Below are 20,172 nucleotides of genomic sequence, written 5' to 3' on the forward strand. Positions count from 1 at the left end.
GGTGTCGGAGACGCATGCGGAGATTCTACTCGCGTGCCCCGCCCGGCGAACCCGAGCCCGCGGAGACGGCAGGATAGAGCGGTGAAGCTCGCGATCATCGGCGCCGTTCTGCTCCTCGCGGGTGTCGCCGGGGTGGCGACCGGGGTGTTGCCGGTCGACGCCGCGCTCGAGGTCGCCGACCGGGTGTGGCCCATACTGCTCTTCGTCGTCGCGATCACGATCGTCGCCGAGCTGGCGGCGGCGGCCGGCGTGTTCGACGCCGCTGCCGCTCGCCTGGCCCGCCTCGCACGCGGGCGTGTGTGGGTGCTGTGGTCGCTCTCGGTGCTGCTCGCGATCGTCGTGACGGCCTTCCTCTCGCTGGACACGACGGCGGTGCTCCTGACGCCCGTGGTCGTGGCCGTCGCCCGCGCGCACCGGCTGCCGCCGCTGCCGTTCGCGTTCGCGACGGTGTGGCTGGCCAACACGGCGTCGCTCGTGCTTCCGGTGTCCAACCTCACCAACCTGCTTGCCGTCCATACGCTCGGATCGCCGACACCCGGGGAGTTCGTCCTTCTCCTCGGCCCCTCCGCGCTCGTCGCGATCGTCGTGACGGTGGTGCTCCTGTGGCTCGTGCATCGCCGGGACCTGCGGGGCAGGTTCTCACCCGCCCCGGATCCCACCGTGTCGGATGTCGTGCTGCTGCGGTGTGCGGCGGTCGTCGTGGTGGCGGTGCTGCCGTTCTTCGTCTCGGGGGTCGAGCCATGGATCCCCGCGGTCGCGGCGATGGCGGTGATGGTCGCGCTCTTCGCCTGGCGTTCGCCGTCGTCCCTTCGCCCGCGGCTGGTGCCCTGGCAGCTGGTGGTGTTCGCCTCCGGCCTGTTCCTCGCGGTCGGCGTGCTCGAGGCGCTCGGCTCGGGTGCGGTGCTCGGTGTGCTCGCGGGCACCGGCGACGACCTCGTCGCACTCTGGCAGGTCGCCGGCGTCGGGATGCTCGGCGCCAATGCCGTCAACAACCTTCCGGCGTACCTCGCTCTCGAGTCGGTCGCGGGCTCCCCCGCGCGCCTCGCTGCTCTTCTCGTCGGTGTGAACGCGGGCCCGCTCATCACGCCCTGGGCATCGTTGGCGACCCTGCTCTGGCACGCGCGGCTGCACGCGGTCGAGGTCGACGTCCCCTGGCGTCGATACGTCCTGCTGGGTCTCGTCGTCGCCCCGCTGACCGTGGCACTGGCCGTCGTGCCGCTCGCGCTGCACTGAGTGGGCTTCCTAGACTTCGAGGATGCACACAGCGTCGGAGCCCGACCGGCGGGATCACGCCGGGCCCGCCTTGCCGGAACACCTTCGGGCGCGTCGCCAGCTGCTCTGGTGCCTGATCCCGGTGTGCCTGATCGCCACCGTCCTCATCTGGCTGCTGTGGGTCCTCCCGGTCGCCGCCTCGATCCAGCGCTCGACGCCGCAGTCGCTCGGCAGCACATCGCAGGTCACCGCGTCCGCGGGCGAGCGTGTCGGTGTCTGGGCCTCCGGTGCCGCGGCCTCGTTCGGGCTGCTCCGGTGCGAGGCGACGGACGCGGACGGCGCGGTGCTCGACGTGCGTCGAGGTCGTTCGCTCGGTTGGGACGACACCCTGTGGTGGATGACGCCGCGCCCCGGATTCGAACAGGTCTTTCAGGTCGAGTCATCCCGCGCCGGCGTGATCGCGGTGACGTGCGTCTCCGCGATCGACACGTATGATGCGGAGTTCCTCGTCGCGGGCGACACCTTCATGAACGGGAGCATCGGGCTCGGCCGGACCGGCTCCGTCGGCTTCGACATCGGATCGGTCCTCGCCATCACCGCGGTCGGCTTCCCGCTGTTCGCGATCGTGCTGATACCCGTGCTCGTCTTCGGCCCGCTGGGGCTGCGCAGTCACCGACGCCGGCGCGCTGGTTCCTGATACCGGCGCGATCCGAGCGCGGCCGGCGAGCGAATCGCGGCGACTACTTCCCCACGACGCACTGGCCGAGACGGCCGATGGCGAGGTTCGTCGGGTCTCCCTCGGTCGTCACCGCCGTCTGCAGCGCGCTGACCTTCGCGGTGTCCTTCGCAGCCAGCGCGTTCGCGTAGTCCGAGTAGAAGGTCGCGAGGGTCTCGAGCGCGCTCTTGTTGTCGGCGCTCTGCATGCCCTGGGCGATCGAAGACACCTGCCCGCTCACCTTCTTGAGCGCGGCGACGGCGGTCGAGGGGTCGCCGGTCATCGCGCTCGACAGGTCGGACTGGATCGCGGTGATGTCCTTGAAGGCTGCGCTGCACGCATCCGCGTCGTTCGCGTACGTGGTGGCGTCGGTCGACCCCTGCGCGGCACTCGACTCGCTCTCGGACGGCGATGCCGCGGGTGCCGACTCCGACGACGTCTGGGCCGTCGATGCCTGGGGCGACGAGCACGAGGACAGCGCGAGCGAGGCGATCAGCGCGAGAGCGGCACCGGAGACGGAGAGAAGACGACGAGACACGAGGACACCTTTGCGTCGGAGACAGTTTGCAACGAGGGGCCAGGCTAGCGCAGCGGCGACGGCCGGTCGTGCCGGTCTGACCCCCCTGTGGACAACGCTGACCCCCGCGTCCGCCTCAGCGCGACCGGGCCGCGAGCGCGACCAACGCGTCACCGGTCACACGACGGGTGGTCCACTCGTCCATGGCCTCCGCTCCCAGGGCGCGGTAGAAGCCGATCGCGGGCTCGTTCCAGTCGAGCACGGTCCACTCCAGCCGGGCGTAGCCGTTCTCGAGGCACTCGTTCGCGAGTGCGGACAGCAGCGCGGCGCCGTATCCGCGTGCGCGGTACGGCTCGTGCACGTAGAGGTCCTCGAGCCAGATGCCGTGGCGGCCGGTCCATGTCGAGTAGGTGAGGAACCAGATCGCGATGGCGCGGATCTCCTGGTCGCCCTCGACGACGAAGGCGAAAGCACGCGGATCTGGGCCGAACAGGGTCTGGGTGAGCAGACCGACCGTGTTCTCGACGGCATCCGGTTCCCGCTCGTAGTCGGCCAGGGCCTGGATGCACGCGAGGATGCCGGACTCGTCGCCGGCACGCGCGCGGCGCAGGATGCCGCCGTCCGACAACGTCCTCATGCGGGGAGACTCCCGGCAACGCGGGGCGCTAGTGACGCGTCCACGGACTCGCGCTCATCGAACACGAAGCAGTCGCCCTCCCAGTGCGCGCCGCCCTGATCGGCGAACCAGCCGAGGATCCCGCCCTCGAGCTGGTACGCGTCGAGTCCTTCGGCGCGCAGGTACAGGGCCGCCTTCTCGCAGCGGATGCCGCCGGTGCAGAAGCTGACGACCGTCTTGCCCGCGAGATCGTCGCGGTGCACGAGCGCCGCCTCCGGGAACTGGGTGAATCGTTCGATGCGCCAGTCCTTCGCCCCCGCGAAGGTGCCGTAGTCGACCTCGAAGGCGTTTCGCGTGTCGACGAGGACGATCTCACGATCTTCGTCGTCGCGTCCCCGGTCGAGCCAACGGCGCAGCGTCGCGGGCGAGACGGCAGGAGCGCGTCCATCCTGGGGTCGCACCTCCGGTCTGTCCATGCGGATGATCTCGCGTTTGACCTTGACGATCAGACGTCCGAAAGGCACGACCTCCGACCAGCTCTCCTTCGCGGTCAGGGCGGCGAACCGCTCATCATCGCGCAGGGTGTCCAAGAAGCCGCGCACGGCCGACGCGTCGCCCGCGAGGAACAGGTTGATGCCTTCCTCGGCGAGCAGGATCGTTCCGAGCAGGCCGGCGAGCTGGGCCCGTTCACGCAGGACCGGCCGCAGCTCGTGCGGCTCGTCGATGCGCGTGAACAGATACGCCGAGACGTTGAGGACGGGTGCCATGCCTTCCAGCGTACGCAGCACGACCGGACGGTCCCGCACCACTCACGCAGGACGGGGTGCGGGACCGTGCATGGACTCCAGACGGATGCCGCCGCCGTCCGACCTGACCGCGCGTAACGGCAGGTCGAGCGATACGCACAGCGCGCCACACGCGCTCCCTGTGCACCGGCGGCAGCGCCGTCCGGATGGTGCCCGAGGCCCGTCGCACGCCAAAAGGCCCCGGAAATCCGGGCGTTTCATGTGGGAACGTTCAGGCCACCGTCGCCCCCAACCGTCAGATCCGCACCGCCGTCATCGATTGCCTCCCAGGGAAGAAGCTGTCTCGGCCGAAACCCGTGAACCCACGGTCCAGCGGGAAGCATCGCGACCGCTTTACACGCCGCTCGCACTGCGCATCGCGGCAGTCCGCCACGTCCCGGACGATGCGATCGCCAAGATCGGTACTTCAACTGCTTCCCTTAGCGGGGAGCACGCTCGCAGCGTCGACAAGACGAGGCACGGTCATCGCGGCATGAGCGCGAGCGTATCGGTATCGCCGCGCGAAGTCCCCCACATGTCCCATGAGAGGCGACCGGCACTCCCATCAGGAAACAAAAAACCCCCGGAATTCCGGGGGTTTCGTGGTGCGCGATACTGGGATCGAACCAGTGACCTCTTCCGTGTCAGGGAAGCGCGCTACCGCTGCGCCAATCGCGCCTAAAAGGCTATTGAGTTATGAGACGAGGTGGCGACGGGATTCGAACCCGTGTAAACGGCTTTGCAGGCCGGTGCCTAGCCGCTCGGCCACGCCACCGTGTGTGGTTCGACCCACGTGTCGCGGTCCCTGGGGACCCCGTACTCGAGCGGATGACGAGACTCGAACTCGCGACCCTCACCTTGGCAAGGTGATGCGCTACCAACTGCGCTACATCCGCATGTCCCCGATCTCTCGGGCACTCGTATGACTTTACTCGAACTCGGCGACGACGCAAAACCGAGCGCCCTCCGCGCGTGTCACGTCACTGAGAGGACACTGCTTCGTCCGAATCGACGAGCCATGCGCCGCCCTGATTGATGAGGCGCGCGTTGTAGGTCTGCACGAACGACTCGCCGTCTGGTCCGATCCCGCTGACGGTGTACTCGGCGAGAGCGACGTCGTTCTCCCGATCCACCGAGAGGAAATTGAGCTTCCAGTCGGGGCCGGTGGACGCCGTCAACGAGGAGCAATCGAAGTCGAAAGAAGTCTTCCAGGACGCGGTCGTGAGCCGTGTCAGCACCTCGCAGTTCGCGTCGTGCCATGCCGAGTTGTAGTCGCGCAGGGTCTGCTCCGGCGACGTCTTGGGCAGGAACAGCAAGAGAGCGACGGCCACGATCGCACCGATCACGACCACGCCGCCGGCGATCATCAAGGCGATCCACAAACCCTTGAGCGACTTGCGCCGCTCAGGCGGCGCGGGCGGGTACGGCCCCTGGGCGATCGCAACGGAGCCCGGAACGGCATACGCGCCGGACGCCTGGCCCTCGCCGACGGCCGGCGCGAAAGCCGTGGCGTCAGGCACCGCCCCCGGAGCGGGGACGGCCGCGGACGGCGAAGGGGCAGGAGCGAAGGGCTCAGGCGCGGGAGCGGGTGTGGGAACGACCACGGACGGCGCAGGAGCAGGAGCGAAGGGCTCAGGCGCGGGAGGGGGTGTGGGAACGACCACGGACGGCGCAGGAGCAGGAGCGAAGGGCTCGGGCGCAGCCATGGAGGGCGAGGGAGCAGTCACATCCGGCACCACGTTGGGCACGGGGGCGACGTCCGGCGCGGGAGCAACGACGTCCGACGTCACTGACTTCGCGGAGTCCTGGCCGGCACCTGCCTGCGGCGTCGGCGCGAGCGGTGCGACGTGCTCCGTCCATCGCACACCGTCCCAGTAACGCTGCTGTCCCTGTCCGTCGTCGTACCAACCAGCTGCAGGCGTGCTCATCTCGACCCCTTTCGCAATATCGACCAGCATAATCCGTCGCTTCGCGTAGGGGCAGGTTCGGCGGCGGCTGTGGAATCCGGTATGCTCGATTCTCGGCCCCGCGTGGGCCTTGGGCGATTGGCGCAGTTGGTAGCGCGCTTCCTTCACACGGAAGAGGTCGTCGGTTCGAGTCCGGCATCGCCCACCGCTGAAACCCCCGGTCATCCCGGGGGTTTTGTCGTCTCCCCCTTCGCGCCGCGCGCCTCACGCCGCCACGCCGCCAGCAACGCCCTCTCCTCGTCATCCGTCAGGCCGGCGCCGCTTCCCGGCCCGTTCGCGTGGTCGAGGTCCCAGCGGAGCGAGTCCGCGATCGTCTCCTCGAGCGGCCGGAGCGCGAGGCCCGCCGCTCGCGCGCGGGCGCTCGAGCGCGCGTTCATCCCGTACCAGGAGCGATCTGCGATCCACAGCGGCAGCGATCGCGGGCCCGACCACTGGGCGACGCCGTGCTCGATCAGCCAGTCCTCGCCCACGAGCTCGAGCGGACCGTCGTGCCCTGCAATCCGCCGCGCCACCTCCAGGTGGGCGGGAAAGAGCATCGGCTCGCCACCCGCGTTGAAGATCCCGTCCCGCCCTTCGCCCGCCGCGTGCACGAGCCACCCTGCGAGATCCCGCACGTCGATGACGGCGGTGGGGAGCTGGGGCGCATCCGGGACGAGGACCCGTCGCTCGACGTTCGACGGCGACGCGAGCCTCGAACCCCAGTATCCGGTACGCCCGCTCGGATCGCCGGGGCCGCCCACAAGCCCCGGGCGGACGATGAGCGCGCGCGCTGCGCCGAAACCGTCGAGCACCGCGCGCTCTCCGGCGGCTTTCGCCGCCCCGTAGTCGTCCGGAGACGACATCTCGTCGGCGGGAAGCGGGGGATGCAGCGCGGCATCCTCGTCGGCGCCGAGGTCGGAGTGAGAGACGTACGCGCTGGTGGAGGAGACGAACACGAACCGCTCCGCCGCCGGTGCCAGGTCACGTACGGCCCGCCGGACATGACCGGGCTGGCGGGCCACGTCGATGACGACGTCCCAACGAGAATCAGCGACCCCGGCGAGAGCGTCGTCCGTGTCGCGGTCGGCACGGACGTGGACCGCGCCCGTGGGCAGATCATCGCCGCGGGCGACGCAGGTCACGTCGTGACCCGCCGCGAGCGCCATGCGGGCCATCAGTCTCCCCAGCCAGCCGGTACCACCCAGGATCAGCGTCCTCACGCCCTCAGCGCGCCAGCCCGCGACGCTCGGAACGCCGGCTTTCGCGGGGAGCGGACTGCTCAGCGCCGCACGCGCCAGCCGTAGCGCTGGCCGAGCACCGCCGTGACCCGCGCATACGCCTCCCGCCCGAGCGCCGCACCCTCACGGCGCAGTCCTCCGTCGGGGACGACGTAGAGCTGGTCGAGATCCACCCAGGACGGGCGGCGCTCCGCATCCCATGCTCCCGTGCCGATCGGCACGAAGTCCCGCTCCCCCGCGTGCGAGCGCGACGTCAGCTTGACGGCGTAGACGTGCGACGCGTCACGGCGCGCGAGGACGAGCACGGGACGATCCTTGCCGCGGCCGTCGCGCTCGGCGTACGGCACCCACGTCCAGACGATCTCACCGGCGTCCGCCCGTCCGTCCGCACGCGGCGCGTACTCGAGCGTCAATCCGCGAACCCGCGTGGGATCGACCTCGACGGTCGTGTGCGATGCCGCATCCGCTGCCCCGCGAACGGACCGTCCGAAGAGCAGCCGTCGAAGCAGGGAGAGCACGCGTTCACCCTAACCGAGACGGCGGAAGGGGCGCCGCGCGATGCGCGACGCCCCTTCCGATGAGAGGTGAGCGGGTCAGACCTGCTCAGCGAGGGAGTAGCCCTCCTCGCCGTGGACCGTCGTGTCGACGCCCGCGATCTCGTCCTCGTTCTTGATGCGGAAGCCGATCGTCTTCTCGATCGCGAAGCCGATGATGAAGGCGACGACGAAGGAGAACACCAGGACCGTGACCGCGGCGATCAGCTGGAGGACCAGCTGGTGCCAGCCGCCGCCGAGGAAGAGGCCGGTGCCGGTGGCGAAGAAGCCGAGGTACAGGGTTCCGATGAGACCGCCGACCAGGTGGACGCCGACGACGTCGAGCGAGTCGTCGAAGCCGAGCTTCCACTTGAGCTCGACCGCGAGGGCACACACACCGCCGGCGATGATGCCGAGGAGGAGCGCCCAGCCGGGTGCCAGGTTGGCGCAGGACGGGGTGATCGCGACGAGGCCGGCGACAGCACCGGATGCCGCACCCACCGAGGTGGCCTTGCCGTCCTTGAGCTTCTCGACGATGACCCAGCCGAGCACGGCGGCCGCGGTCGCGCCCAGCGTGTTGATGACGATCAGACCCGCCGGGGAGCCGACCGCGCCGATTCCGGCGAGAACGTCACCTGTCGTGCCGTCGGGCGAGACGAAGAACGCCGCAGCGCCGGCGTTGAAGCCGAACCAGCCGAACCACAGGATGGCGGCACCGAGGAGGACGAGCGGCACGTTGTGGGGCTTGGTGATGCCCTTCTTGAAGCCGACGCGCTTGCCGAGCACGAGCGCCAGGGCGAGGGCCGCGGCACCGGCGTTGATGTGCACCGCGGTACCACCCGCGTAGTCGATGACCTCGACGCCCGCATCCGCGCCGAACAGCGTCGTGCCGAGGTTGAAGATCCAGCCGTTCGTGTTCCAGACCCAGCCCGCGACGGCGAAGTAGTCGATCGTCGCGAACAGGAAGGCGAAGATCATCCAGGAGCCGAACTTGGCGCGGTCTGCGATCGCACCGGAGATCAGCGCGATCGTGATGATGGCGAACGTCGCGCCGTACGCGACGGCGGTCAGGTTGACCGCCGAGCTGGCCGGGTCGCTGGCCATGGTGGTGAGACCGAAGTCGCTGAAGGGGTTGCCGAGAACGCCGGGCCACCAGTCGGCGGTCTGCATGTTGTAGCCGTAGAGGATCCAGAGCACGGCGATGAGGCCCATCGCTCCGAAGCTCATCATCATCATGCTGACGACGCTCTTGGCTTTGACGAGTCCTCCGTAGAAGAACGCAACGCCAGGCGTCATGAACAGCACAAGCGCCGTTGCGGCGATGTACCAGGCGAGACTTCCGTTGTCCATGAAATCCTCACTCATGTGTCGTGTTACAGGTCCCTCGGCGAGACGCACGAAAAGGACGCTGCTTCGGGTGTCGCCAGTCTCGCGACACCGGATTTCATCCGTGCTGCGACTCGTGTTTCGCGCACGTAACAGTGGGCGGCCCTGTGTAAACAACAGGTTTCGAGTTGCCGCCAAACCTCTCGGCTGCGTCCGAGCGTCAGGCGTGAGTGAGCGCGATCAGGCGCGAGACCGCCCGCAGGTACTTCTTGCGATAGCCGCCCGCGAGCATCTCGTCGCTGAACACGCGGTCGAGGCTGACTCCGGTCGCCCGGATGGGGAGCTGGGCATCGTACGCCCGGTCGACGAAGGCGACCAGACGCAGGGCAGCGGACTGGTCCGTGAGAACACCGACATCCCGCAGGCCGATCTGCGAGATCCCGTCGATGAGGCGGATGTAGCGCGAGGGGTGCACGTGGGAGAGATGCTGCACGAGCGCGTCGAAGGCGTCATCCGAGACCAGCGCCCGCGCCCCGGCCGTGCTCACCGCCTCCTCGTACTGCGCGTCCGTGAGGACGGCGGCGTGGCCGTCGAAGGCGCGCTGCCGGAAGTCGACGCCGTCGATGCGCAGCGTCTCGAAGCTCTCGGCCATCGCACTGATCTCACGCAGGAAGTCCTGCGCGGCGAAACGCCCCTCCCCGAGCGCGTTCGGAGGCGTGTTGGAGGTCGCCGCCAGCTTGGTGCCGGTCTTCACCAGCTCACCCAGCAGACGCGTCATCACCATCGTGTCGCCGGGGTCGTCCAGCTCGAACTCATCTATGCACAGCAGATCCGCGCCGCGGAACAGCTCGACGGTCTGCTGGTAGCCGAGCGCCCCGACGAGCGCGGTGTACTCGATGAACGAGCCGAAGTACTTCCGGCGCGCGGGCATGCCGTGATAGATCGACGCCAGCAGGTGCGTCTTGCCGACCCCGAAGCCGCCGTCGAGGTACACGCCCGGCTTCCGCTCGGGAGCCCTCGGCGCCCGGCGGAAGAGCCCGCCGCGCTTGGCCGGCTCCGCGGGCGCCAGCCCGCAGAACGCGATCAGCTCGTCCTTCGTGCCCTGCTGGGAGGGGTAGGCGGCATCGGCGCGGTAGGAGTCGAAGCTGGCGTCGGCGAACTGCGGCGGCGGGACGAGGGCGGCCACCATCTCGGCGCCCGACACCTGCGGCGTCCGATCGATCAGATGCGCGATGCCGGTCGTGGTCGAAGTCATTCAGGCAGTCCTGTGTCGCTGATTTACGAAGTGGATGCGTCGTCCGCCCGGAGAACCTAGGGTCGATGCCGACGGCCTCCACCCTACGCCGTCACGCGACACGTCTCGGAGGACCCCTCATGCCCATCGACACCGACACCACGTCCGCCAAGTTCAGCGAGTACGCGCACCCGGAACGCCTCGTCACGACCGAATGGCTGCAGGAGCGCCTCGGGCAGCCCGGACTCGTCGTGGTCGAGTCGGATGAGGACGTGCTGCTGTACGAGACCGGCCACATCCCGGGGGCGGTCAAGGTCGACTGGCACACCGAGCTGAACGACCCCGTCGTGCGCGACTACCTGGACGGCGAGGGATTCGCCGAGCTGCTGAGCCGCAAGGGCATCGACCGCTCCGACACGATCGTCGTCTACGGGGACAAGAACAACTGGTGGGCCGCCTACGCACTCTGGGTGTTCTCGCTGTTCGGCCACGAGGACGTGCGGCTGCTCGACGGCGGCCGTGACCGGTGGATCGCGGAGGGCCGCGAGCTGACGACGGAGGCGCCCGTGCGCGCCGAGACGACCTACCCGGTCGTCGAGCGCGACGACTCGGTGCTCCGCGCGTACAAGGATGACGTCCTGTCCCACCTGGGCAACCCCCTGATCGACGTGCGGTCGCCCGAGGAGTTCACGGGCACACGGACGACGGCTCCCGCCTACCCGGAGGAGGGCGCGCTGCGGGCCGGCCACATCCCGACCGCGCAGAACGTGCCGTGGGCCCGCGCGGTCGCGGAGGACGGCACGTTCAAGACCCGTGCCGAGCTCGACGCGATCTACCGGGGAGAGGCGGGACTCGCCGATGGCGACGCCGTCGTCGCGTACTGCCGCATCGGCGAGCGGTCGAGCCACACGTGGTTCGTGCTGCAGCATCTGCTCGGCTTCGAGAACGTCCGCAACTACGACGGCTCGTGGACCGAGTGGGGCAGCGCCGTCCGCGTGCCGATCGTGACGGGCGCCGAGCCGGGAGCGGTGCCCGCCCGCTGACGGCATGGAAGGATGGGACGGGTGAACGACGCGGCCCTTCCCGACTCCCTCGCGGAGACACGTGACGAGTTCCTCGAGCTCGAGGAGCCCGAGCGGCTGCAGCTTCTGCTGGAGTACTCGCGTGAGCTGCCGGAGATGCCCGCGGACATCGCGGCGCGCCCGGAGGCGTGCGAACGGGTGGTCGAGTGCCAGTCGCCCGTCTTCATCGCCGTCGAGGTCGACGAGGACGACATCGTGACGATGCACGCGTCCGCTCCCCCGGAGGCGCCCACCACCCGGGGTTTCGCCAGCATCCTGGTCCAGGGGATCAGCGGGCTCTCGTCCGAGGCGGTGTTGAGCATCCCCGACGACTATCCCCAGTCCATCGGACTGACGCGCGCGGTGTCGCCGTTGCGTATCGCGGGGATGACCGGGATGCTGCTCCGCGCCAAGCGCCAGGTGCGCGAGAAGCGTCGCTAGTCTTCCCCGCGGCGGATCCCGGTCTCGTCGAGCCAGATCCGGATCGCGGTGTTCCACCGCTCCTGGTCGTAGTTCCAGAGCTTCGTGTGCCGGGCCCCGGTGAACACCTCGAGCCTCACGAGGTCGGGACGTGCGCGCGCGAGGGCGTGGGAGGCGTCAGAGGGGACGAAACCGTCGTCGTCGCTGTGCAGGATCAGAACCGGCACGCGCAGCTCGCCGGCGCGCGAGACACCGTCGAGCCGATCGAACGGGATCGGTCCGCCCGAACGGGTCAGCGCCGTCCCCCACTCCGATCCCAGGGTCTCGATCGCGAGCGCCGTGACCGGATGCGGCAGCCCCATCAGCTCGGCCTGGTACTCGAGCACGACGCGCCAGTCGACCACAGGGGAGTCGAGGATGAGCCCGACGATGCGATCCCGGTGCGCCGAGTTGAGCGCCAGCTGGAGCGCGATGGCGCCGCCCATGGACCATCCCATGAGCAGGATGCGCTGCGCGCCGGAGCGCCGCGCGAAGCCGACGGCGGCGTCGACGTCACGCCACTCGGTCGCGCCGAGGCCATAGGTTCCGCTGCGGCTCCGGGGCGCCTCGCCGTCGTTGCGGTACGAGACCAGCATCGTGGTGAACCCGAGCGAGTGCAGCAGCGGCACGGCCCGCAGGCACTCGGCGCGCGTCGTCCCCCGCCCGTGGATCTGGATGCACCACGTGTCGGAGTCGCCGGGGAAGACCCAGGCCGGGCACGGCCCCACGGCCGACCCGATCAGCTGGGACGTGAACGGCAGGTGCATCTGGTCGGGGTGGTCGTAGTACCAGCCGCTGAACGCGGCGTCCGCGGACAGCCTCGAGGTCTCGCCGATGTGCGTCAGGAGCTTCCGCTTGACGGATGCGGCGTCCTCGGACAGCACGCTGCCGAGCTTGACGTAGTCCTCGCTCCCCCGCGTGAACAGGCCGTAGCGTCCGGGCAGCTCGGTGTCCGGCGTCCGCGAGAGGGTGATCGTCTGCGCAGCCGTGTCCAAGGAGAGGATGCGGGTGTCGGCCCGACGGGCGGCGGGCGTCACGACGAGACGCGCGACCCGAACGGACATCGCGGCCCAGACGGCGCCGATCACCCCGAGCCCTGCCGACAGCAGAAAGACGGCGGTGCGAACACCGACACGGAACGCGGGTGAGGCGCCGAGTCCGGCGGCGCGCCTGGGGGCCATCATCGTGGCATCACTCTAGTCTGTCGGCGTGGCCGCCCACCGCCCCTCACCCGTCCCGTCGTTCGCCGACGCGATCGCGGCCGTGGCGGGACTCGGCTTCCGCGCCGATCTCGTCGTGCACGACATCCCCGCCCCGTCCGGCCTCGCGCCGGAGGCGTACGCGCTCGCCGCCGACGTCCGCCCGGACGACGATGACGGTGTCTCCGCGTACGGGACCGGCCGGCTCGTCCTCCTCCACGACGCCGACGAGCCCGAGGCGTGGGACGGCGCGTGGCGGATCGTCTGCTTCGCCCAGGCCCCGCTCGAGCCCGAGATCGGAATCGACCCGCTGGTGGCGGAGGTCGCCTGGTCCTGGCTGGTCGATGCGCTCTCCTCGCGGGGGGCGGCGTTCCATGCGATGTCGGGCACGGCGACGAAGACGCTCTCGCAGGGTTTCGGCGGGCTCGCTGCCGAAGGCACCGGCGCCCAGATAGAGTTGCGCGCATCCTGGTCGCCGACGGGCGACATCGTGCCGCACGTGGAGGCCTGGGCCGAGCTCGTGTGCATGCTGGCGGGTCTCCCGCCGGGATCGGAGAACGCGCCGCTCTTGCGCGCGCAGAGCAGGACTACATGACTGACTATCAGGTGATCGCGGACGAGCGGGCTCTCCTCGACGCGATGGCGGCACTCGCCGCGGGCACGGGGCCTTTCGCGGTCGACGTCGAGCGGGCATCCGGATTCCGATACTCGCAGCGCGCGTACCTCGTCCAGATCTGGCGCGAGGGAGCAGGAGTGCTCCTGTTCGATGCGCCCGCGCTGGCGAACATGGATCGGCTGCAGCCGATCCTGTCGCAGGAGGAGTGGATCCTGCACGCGGCGAGCCAGGACCTGCCTTCGCTGCGGGAGCTCGGCCTCGAGCCGCCCCGCATCTTCGACACGGAGCTGGCCGCCCGGCTCCTCGGTCACGAGCGCGTGGGGCTGGCCGCGGTCGTGGAGCGGGCGCTGGGCATCACGCTCGCCAAGGAGCATTCCGCCGCCGACTGGTCGACGCGTCCCCTGCCCGACTCCTGGCTCGAGTACGCCGCACTCGATGTCGTGTATCTCCGCGACGTCCGCGACGCGCAGGTCGCCGAGCTCGAGGAACAGCACAAGACCGAGATCGCGGCACAGGAGTTCCAGGCCGTCATCGACCGCCCCGTCAAGCCCGTGCGCACCGACCCGTGGCGTCGGCTGAGCGGACTGCACACACTCCGCGGCCGTCGTGCCTACGCGGTCGCGCGTGAGCTGTGGACCGCCCGCGAGGAGCTGGCCAGGGAAACGGATGTCGCTCCCGGGCGTCTCGTGCCCGACCGCGCGCTCGTCGCCGCGATCGCGGCATCGCCGCAGAGCAAACGCGACCTCGCGGCCAACAAGCTCTTCATCGGCCGCGCGTCGAGGAGCGAGCTCGATCGATGGTGGGCTGCGATCGAGCGCGGGCGCACGACGGAGGACCTCCCGCCCGAGCGGGTGCCGAGCGACACGCTGCCTCCGCCGCGCGCGTGGGTGGACCGGAACCCGGAAGCCGATGCGCGGCTGAAGGCCGCGCGTCCCCGCGTCGAGGAGCGGGCCGCCGCGCTGAGCATGCCCACCGAGAACCTCCTCACGCCCGAGCTGCTGCGCCGCCTGGCGTGGACTCCGCCGGAGCCGACGGATGCGGACACCATCTCCGACGCCCTGTCAGCGGCCGGCGCGCGCCCCTGGCAGATTCACGAGACCGCACAGCTGATCGCCGATGCCTTTGTCGCTTCCGTGCAAACGGTCGAGAGCGACGTCGACGCCGTTTCGTAGGTTCGATCCAACCGATTCCGACCGCCTGCGGGCGCTTCCTAGGGTGGAGGAAACCTAACCTTGGAGGCAGAGTGGCCGAGATTTCGGACGTCTTCTTCGTCGATGGCATGCGTACCCCTTTCGGTCGAGCCGGCGAGAAAGGCATGTACTGGAACACCCGCGCGGACGACTTGGTGGTGAAGGCGCTCATCGGCGTGATGGAGCGCAATCCGCAGGTGCCGGGCGACCGCATCGACGACGTCGCGATCGCCGCGACCTCGCAGACCGGTGATCAGGGCCTGACGCTCGGACGTTCGGCAGCGATCCTCGCGGGGCTGCCGATGACGGTTCCCGGTTTCGCGATCGACCGCATGTGCGCGGGCGCGATGACGAGCGTGACCACGATGGCCGGCTCGATCGGGGTCGGCATGTACGACATCGCCCTCGCGGGCGGCGTCGAGCACATGGGACACCACCCGATCGGCGCGAACGCCGACCCGAACCCGCGTTTCGTCGCCGAGCGCATGGTCGATCCCGGAGCCCTCAACATGGGCGTCACGGCCGAGCGCATCTTCGACCGGTTCCCGCACCTCACGAAGGAGCGCAGCGACCGCTACGGGATGCTGAGCCAGCACAAGGCGCAGGCCGCCTACGACGCCGGCAAGATCCAGCCCGACCTCGTCCCGGTCGCGGTGAAGGACGCCTCAGGCGCCTGGGGCCTGGCGACCGAGGACGAGGGCCGCCGCCCCGAGACCACGATGGAGGGGCTCGCTGCCCTTCGCACGCCGTTCCGCCCCCACGGTCGCGTGACGGCGGGCACGTCGTCGCCGGTCACCGACGGCGCCACGATGGGTCTGCTGGCGAGCGGCCGCGCCGTGAAGGAGCTCGGCCTCGCGCCGAAGATGAAGCTCGTCTCGTTCGCGTTCGCCGGCGTCCAGCCCGAGATCATGGGCATCGGCCCGATCCCCTCGACCGAGAAGGCGCTGGCCAAGGCGGGCCTGACCATCTCCGACATCGGACTGTTCGAGCTCAACGAGGCGTTCGCGATCCAGGTGATCTCGCTGCTCGACCACTTCGGCATCGCCGACGACGATCCGCGCGTGAACCAGTGGGGCGGCGCGATCGCCGTCGGCCACCCGCTCGCCGCCTCGGGCGTGCGTCTGATGATCCAGCTGGCGGCGCAGTTCGCCGAGCGTCCCGACGTCCGCTACGGCCTCACCGCGATGTGCGTGGGTCTCGGGCAGGGCGGCTCGGTCATCTGGGAGAACCCGTTCTACGACGGCAAGAAGCGGAAGTGAGGCGACAGCCATGACGAACTACGACGAGATCGACTTCTCCCCGCTTGATGCCTTCGCCGACGACGAGGTGATCACCCACTCCCCCGTCCGCGACATCGCCCTGCCCTCGGGCAAGGTCCTCGCCCTCATCACACTCGACAACGGACGCGACCACACCCGCCCGAACACCCTCGGCCCCGCAACCCTGAAGGAGCTCGGCGAGACCCTCGCGGGTCTGAAGGGCCGGGCCGCCGCAGGCGAGATCCACGCCGTCGGCATCACCGGCAAGCAGTACATCCTCGCGGCCGGCGCCGACCTGTCCGGGGTGTCCCGCCTGCCGTCGAAGGATGTCGCGAAGCTCATAGCGCAACGCGGTCACCAGGTGCTCGGCTCGCTTTCCGAGCTCGGCGTCCCCTCGTTCGCCTTCGTGAACGGCTTGGCGCTGGGCGGCGGTGTGGAGATCGGGCTCAACTCGACCTACCGCACGGTCGACGCCTCCGCGGCCGCGATCGCGCTGCCAGAGGTCTTCCTCGGCCTCATCCCCGGCTGGGGCGGCGCGTACCTGCTCCCGAACCTCATCGGCATCGAGAACGCGCTCGAGGTCGTGATCTCCAATCCGCTGAAGCAGAACCGCACGCTCAAGCCCCGGCAGGCATACGAGCTCGGGATGTTCGACGCGATCTTCTCGCCGGCCAACTTCCTCGAGGAGTCGCTGGTCTGGGCCGACGGCGTCCTCAGCGGCCGCATCAAGGTCGAGCGCAAGAACGAGCCCGGCAAGATGGAGCGGCTGACCAAGTGGCCCATCGCGATCAAGATGGCGCGCGGCATGCTGGAGAGCCGCATCGGCACGGTGCCCCGCTCGCCGTACGTCGCGCTCGATCTGCTCGACAAGGCCAGGAGCGGCACGAAGGCAGAAGGCTTCGCGCGCGAGGACGACGCGCTCAGCGACCTGATCGTCGGCGATCAGTTCGCCGCGTCCATGTATGCCTTCGACCTGGTGCAGAAGCGGGCGAAGCGTCCCGTCGGCGCCCCCGACAAGGCGCTCGCCAAGAAGGTCACGAAGGTGGGCATCATCGGTGCGGGTCTGATGGCGAGCCAGTTCGCGCTCCTGTTCGTGCGCAAGCTCCGGGTTCCGGTGCTCATCACCGACCTCGATCAGGCCCGTGTCGACAAGGGCGTGGCCTACATCCACGATGAGATCGGCAAGCTCGAGGCGAAGGGACGTCTCGACGGCGACTCCGCCAACCAGCTCCGCGCCCTCGTGCACGGCACGACCGACAAGACCGAGTACGCGGACTGCGACTTCGTCATCGAGGCCGTGTTCGAGGAGGTCGGGGTCAAGCAGCAGGTGTTCGCGGAGATCGAGCCGATCGTGGCCGAGGATGCGATCCTCGCGACCAACACCTCATCGCTGTCGGTCGAGGAGATCGGTGCGAATCTCGCACATCCGGAACGCCTGGTCGGCTTCCACTTCTTCAACCCCGTCGCCGTCATGCCACTGATCGAGATCGTGAAGACGCCCGTGACGGCCGAGGCGGCGCTGTCGACCGCGTTCGTGGTGGCGAAGGGGCTCGGGAAGAACGCGGTGCTCACCGCGGACGCACCGGGCTTCGTCGTCAACCGCCTGCTGGCCAAGGTCATGGGAGAGGCGGCGCGTGCCGTCTACGAGGGGACCCCGCTGCTGACGGTCGAGAAGGCGTTCGCGCCCCTCGGTCTGCCCATGACGCCGTTCCAGCTCATCGACCTGGTCGGGTGGAAGGTGGCCGCGCACGTGCAGGACACGATGGCGAACGCCTTCCCCGAGCGGTTCTTCGCCTCGGAGAACTTCCACGAGCTCGCGGCACTGCCGGAGGTGGTCGAGAAGGACAAGCACGGGAAGATCACCGGCTGGTCCAAGGCCGCCGCAAAGGTGCTGAAGACCGGCAAGGCGCCCGTGTCGGAAGACGAGATCCTCCGACGGGTGCAGGACGGTCTGGCCCAGGAGATCAAGATCATGCTGGGCGAGGGCGTGGTCCCCGAGGTCGAGGACATCGATCTCTGCCTCATCCTGGGCGCCGGCTGGCCCTTCATCGACGGCGGAGCGACGCCGTACCTCGACCGCGTCGGCGCGTCGGAGCGCGTGTTCTCGGGAACCTTCCACACGCCGCCGATCCGGGGCGTCGGAGCCTGAGCGGTCAGACAGGGCGCCGGCTCGCCGCACTCCCGTCCGGGGGCGGCGGGCCGCGCCCTGTCTGCCGCCCGGCCTCAGCCGTCGGTGTCGGTGGATGCGGACATCTCGGTCGTCCAGACGGGCGAGGTGTCCGTTCCGACCTGGCGCGCGACCGGGACTCGGGTACCCAGGACCTGGGCGACGACGTCCTGCGCGATCTTGGACGCGGTGAGGCCGGCATCCGCGAGGATCTGCTCACGGCTGGCGTGGTCGATGAACTCGTCGGGGAGGCCGAGCTCGTCCACCGCCGTGTCCACACCCGCCTCACGCAGCACCTGACGCACACGCGTGCCGATGCCTCCCACACGGATCCCGTCCTCGATCGTGATGACGAGACGGTGCTCGCGGGCGAGCTCGACGATCGACTCGGGCACCGGCACGACCCAGCGCGGGTCCACGACCGTCGCGGCGATCCCCTGAGCCGCGAGACGCTCGGCGACGTCGACGGCCACGTGCGCCATCGGCCCGATGCCCACGAGCAGGACGTCGGCTCCCGCGCCGCGGACGAGGACGTCGACGCCGTCGTGCAGCCGCTCCTGCGCCGGCAGCTCCGGCGACACGGCGCCCCGCGGGTAGCGGATCACGGTCGGCGCGTCCTCCACCTCGAGCGCCTCCGCGAACTCCTCCGCGAGACGAGTCGCGTCGCGGGGTGCGGCGATGCGGATGTGCGGCACGATCTGCAGCATCGCGAGATCCCAGATCCCGTGATGGCTGGGCCCGTCGGGGCCCGTGACCCCGGCACGGTCCAGCACGAAGGTCACGCCGGCGCGGTGCAGCCCGACATCCATCATCATCTGGTCGAACGCGCGGTTCATGAAGGTGGCGTAGATCGCCACCACCGGGTGGAGGCCGCCGTAGGCCATGCCCGCGGCGGAGGCAACGGCATGCTGCTCGGCGATCCCGACGTCGTAGACGCGGTCCGGGAAGCGCTCGGCGAACGCCTGCAGCCCGGTCGGGCGGAGCATCGCCGCGGTCATCGCGATCACGTCCGGACGCCGTTCCCCCGCTGCGAGCAGCTCCGCCTCGAACACGTCGGTCCAGGCGACCGCGCCCGAGGAGCCGATGGACTCCCCCGTCGTCGGGTCGATGCGGCCGACGGCGTGGAACTGGTCCGCCTCGTCGTTGCGGGCCGGCTCGAAGCCGTGCCCCTTCTCGGTGATCGTGTGCACGATCACCGGAGCACCGTACGACTTCGCGAGCTCCAGCGTCTCGATGAGGGAACCGAGGTCGTGACCGTCGATCGGGCCGAGGTACTTGATGTCGAGGTTCGAGTACAGCGCCTCGTTGTTCACGAAACGCGAGAGGAAGCCGTGCGTGCCGCCGCGGACGCCGCGGTAGAAGGCGCGGGCGACGGGCCCGAGATGGCGGGCGACGCTCGATGAGCCGCGATGCAGGGTCTGGTAGCTGTCGGTCGTGCGCACACGGTTGAGATACCGCGCCATGCCGCCGATCGTGGGGGCGTAGGAGCGGCCGTTGTCGTTGACGACGATCACGAGGTTGCGGTCGTTGTCGTCAGAGATGTTGTTGAGCGCCTCCCACGTCATCCCGCCCGTCAGCGCGCCGTCGCCGACGACGGCGACCACGTGACGGTCCTTGCGCCCGGTGCGGGTCAGCGCGCGGGAGATCCCGTCCGCCCAGCTCAGCGAGCTGGAGGCGTGCGAGGACTCGACGACGTCGTGCTCGCTCTCGCCCCGCTGCGGGTAGCCGGCGAGACCCCCGCGCGCACGGAGACCGGTGAAGTCCTGTCGACCGGTGAGCAGCTTGTGCACGTACGACTGGTGTCCCGTGTCGAAGATGAACGGGTCCTGCGGGGAGCGGAACACCCTGTGCAGGGCCAGGGTCAGCTCGACCACGCCCAGGTTCGGCCCGAGGTGGCCACCCGTACGGGAGACGTTCGCGACGAGGAAGTCGCGGATCTCCTGCGCGAGCCGCTCGAGCTCGGGGACGGACAGGGCGTCGAGGTCACGCGGACCCGTGATCGACGACAACAGCGACATCCCACTCCTTCGACCGGCGCCAAGAGATTCGAGTTTACCGCCGCGACCGGTCCGAACCCTGAGGGTTGACGCCTCGGACGA

Annotated in this window: 18 protein-coding genes and 4 tRNA genes; 9 read left to right on the forward strand and 13 right to left on the reverse strand. The window is 69.6% G+C overall.

The features are described from left to right. Window positions 1–81 precede the first annotated feature (81 nt). The gene (locus QE381_RS03430; RefSeq protein ID WP_307215533.1) at window positions 82–1,233 is read left to right on the forward strand and encodes an SLC13 family permease; all 1,152 of its coding nucleotides are present in this window, start codon (window positions 82–84) and stop codon (window positions 1,231–1,233) included. A 22-nt stretch (window positions 1,234–1,255) separates the two neighbouring features. Beyond that, the gene (locus QE381_RS03435) at window positions 1,256–1,909 is read left to right on the forward strand and encodes a hypothetical protein (RefSeq protein ID WP_307215535.1); all 654 of its coding nucleotides are present in this window, start codon (window positions 1,256–1,258) and stop codon (window positions 1,907–1,909) included. 43 nt (window positions 1,910–1,952) lie between these two features. Here the strand turns inward: QE381_RS03435 and QE381_RS03440 are convergent, their stop codons facing one another. From QE381_RS03440 to QE381_RS03470, 7 genes are all read right to left on the reverse strand, one after another. Next, complete coding sequence (locus tag QE381_RS03440; RefSeq protein ID WP_307215537.1) at window positions 1,953–2,465, reverse strand: hypothetical protein; 513 nt, start codon at window positions 2,463–2,465, stop codon at window positions 1,953–1,955. 115 nt (window positions 2,466–2,580) lie between these two features. Beyond that, window positions 2,581–3,081 carry a GNAT family N-acetyltransferase gene (locus QE381_RS03445; RefSeq protein WP_307215539.1) on the reverse strand — a complete coding sequence of 167 codons (501 nt, stop codon included), beginning with the start codon at window positions 3,079–3,081 and terminating at the stop codon, window positions 2,581–2,583. Then, entirely contained in the window at window positions 3,078–3,827 is a 750-nt protein-coding gene (locus QE381_RS03450; protein WP_307215540.1) for a sulfurtransferase, read from the reverse strand. Before QE381_RS03450 ends, QE381_RS03445 begins: the two co-directional genes overlap by 4 nt. Window positions 3,828–4,448: 621 nt before the next feature. Further along, window positions 4,449–4,523 (reverse strand) — tRNA-Val (locus QE381_RS03455). Between the two features lie 26 nt (window positions 4,524–4,549). Then, window positions 4,550–4,620, reverse strand: a tRNA-Cys gene (locus QE381_RS03460). A gap of 48 nt (window positions 4,621–4,668) precedes the next feature. Further along, window positions 4,669–4,741, reverse strand: a tRNA-Gly gene (locus QE381_RS03465). Between the two features lie 84 nt (window positions 4,742–4,825). Then, entirely contained in the window at window positions 4,826–5,773 is a 948-nt protein-coding gene (locus tag QE381_RS03470; protein WP_307215542.1) for a DUF2510 domain-containing protein, read from the reverse strand. Between the two features lie 111 nt (window positions 5,774–5,884). On the opposite strand from QE381_RS03470, the gene QE381_RS03475 reads away from it, so the two are divergent. Next, a tRNA-Val gene (locus QE381_RS03475) sits at window positions 5,885–5,957 on the forward strand. Between the two features lie 16 nt (window positions 5,958–5,973). On the opposite strand, the gene QE381_RS03480 is transcribed toward QE381_RS03475, so the two are convergent. The 4 genes from QE381_RS03480 to zapE form a co-directional block, all read right to left on the reverse strand. Next, window positions 5,974–7,011 carry an NAD-dependent epimerase/dehydratase family protein gene (locus tag QE381_RS03480; protein WP_307215544.1) on the reverse strand — a complete coding sequence of 346 codons (1,038 nt, stop codon included), beginning with the start codon at window positions 7,009–7,011 and terminating at the stop codon, window positions 5,974–5,976. Window positions 7,012–7,070: 59 nt separating this feature from the next. Then, window positions 7,071–7,547 (reverse strand): type II toxin-antitoxin system PemK/MazF family toxin, encoded by a 477-nt coding sequence (locus QE381_RS03485; RefSeq protein WP_307215545.1) that lies wholly within the window; start codon window positions 7,545–7,547, stop codon window positions 7,071–7,073. Between the two features lie 75 nt (window positions 7,548–7,622). After that, the gene (locus tag QE381_RS03490; protein ID WP_307215547.1) at window positions 7,623–8,912 is read right to left on the reverse strand and encodes an ammonium transporter; all 1,290 of its coding nucleotides are present in this window, start codon (window positions 8,910–8,912) and stop codon (window positions 7,623–7,625) included. A 196-nt stretch (window positions 8,913–9,108) separates the two neighbouring features. After that, window positions 9,109–10,143: a cell division protein ZapE gene (gene zapE, locus QE381_RS03495; protein WP_307215549.1), complete on the reverse strand. Its 1,035-nt coding sequence runs from the start codon at window positions 10,141–10,143 to the stop codon at window positions 9,109–9,111. Between the two features lie 119 nt (window positions 10,144–10,262). Here zapE and QE381_RS03500 point away from each other — a divergent pair, with 119 nt between their 5' ends. Both QE381_RS03500 and QE381_RS03505 read left to right on the forward strand, forming a co-directional pair. Next, window positions 10,263–11,165 (forward strand): sulfurtransferase, encoded by a 903-nt coding sequence (locus tag QE381_RS03500; protein ID WP_307215550.1) that lies wholly within the window; start codon window positions 10,263–10,265, stop codon window positions 11,163–11,165. Between the two features lie 12 nt (window positions 11,166–11,177). After that, window positions 11,178–11,624, forward strand: a complete 447-nt coding sequence (locus QE381_RS03505; RefSeq protein WP_373426905.1) for a SufE family protein — start codon at window positions 11,178–11,180, stop codon at window positions 11,622–11,624. Here the strand turns inward: QE381_RS03505 and QE381_RS03510 are convergent. Next, a complete protein-coding gene (locus QE381_RS03510; protein WP_307215552.1) occupies window positions 11,621–12,826 on the reverse strand; it encodes a S9 family peptidase in 1,206 nt (401 codons plus the stop codon). The two genes, QE381_RS03505 and QE381_RS03510, sit on opposite strands and share 4 nt — an antisense overlap. Before the next feature lie 25 nt (window positions 12,827–12,851). On the opposite strand from QE381_RS03510, the gene QE381_RS03515 reads away from it, so the two are divergent. From QE381_RS03515 to QE381_RS03530, 4 genes are all read left to right on the forward strand, one after another. After that, window positions 12,852–13,436 (forward strand): DUF3000 domain-containing protein, encoded by a 585-nt coding sequence (locus tag QE381_RS03515; protein ID WP_307215553.1) that lies wholly within the window; start codon window positions 12,852–12,854, stop codon window positions 13,434–13,436. Next, window positions 13,433–14,629, forward strand: a complete 1,197-nt coding sequence (locus QE381_RS03520) for an HRDC domain-containing protein (protein ID WP_307215554.1) — start codon at window positions 13,433–13,435, stop codon at window positions 14,627–14,629. The genes QE381_RS03515 and QE381_RS03520 overlap by 4 nt, the downstream gene beginning before the upstream one ends. Window positions 14,630–14,700: 71 nt before the next feature. Beyond that, entirely contained in the window at window positions 14,701–15,906 is a 1,206-nt protein-coding gene (locus tag QE381_RS03525; protein ID WP_307215556.1) for a thiolase family protein, read from the forward strand. A 10-nt stretch (window positions 15,907–15,916) separates the two neighbouring features. After that, a complete protein-coding gene (locus QE381_RS03530) occupies window positions 15,917–18,055 on the forward strand; it encodes a 3-hydroxyacyl-CoA dehydrogenase NAD-binding domain-containing protein (protein WP_307215558.1) in 2,139 nt (712 codons plus the stop codon). Between the two features lie 74 nt (window positions 18,056–18,129). On the opposite strand, the gene dxs is transcribed toward QE381_RS03530, so the two are convergent. Next, window positions 18,130–20,091: a 1-deoxy-D-xylulose-5-phosphate synthase gene (dxs, locus tag QE381_RS03535; RefSeq protein WP_307215559.1), complete on the reverse strand. Its 1,962-nt coding sequence runs from the start codon at window positions 20,089–20,091 to the stop codon at window positions 18,130–18,132. Between the last annotated feature and the right edge of the window lie 81 nt (window positions 20,092–20,172).

The sequence above is a fragment of the Microbacterium sp. SORGH_AS_0888 genome (genome assembly GCF_030818905.1).
Lineage (GTDB): Bacteria > Actinomycetota > Actinomycetes > Actinomycetales > Microbacteriaceae > Microbacterium.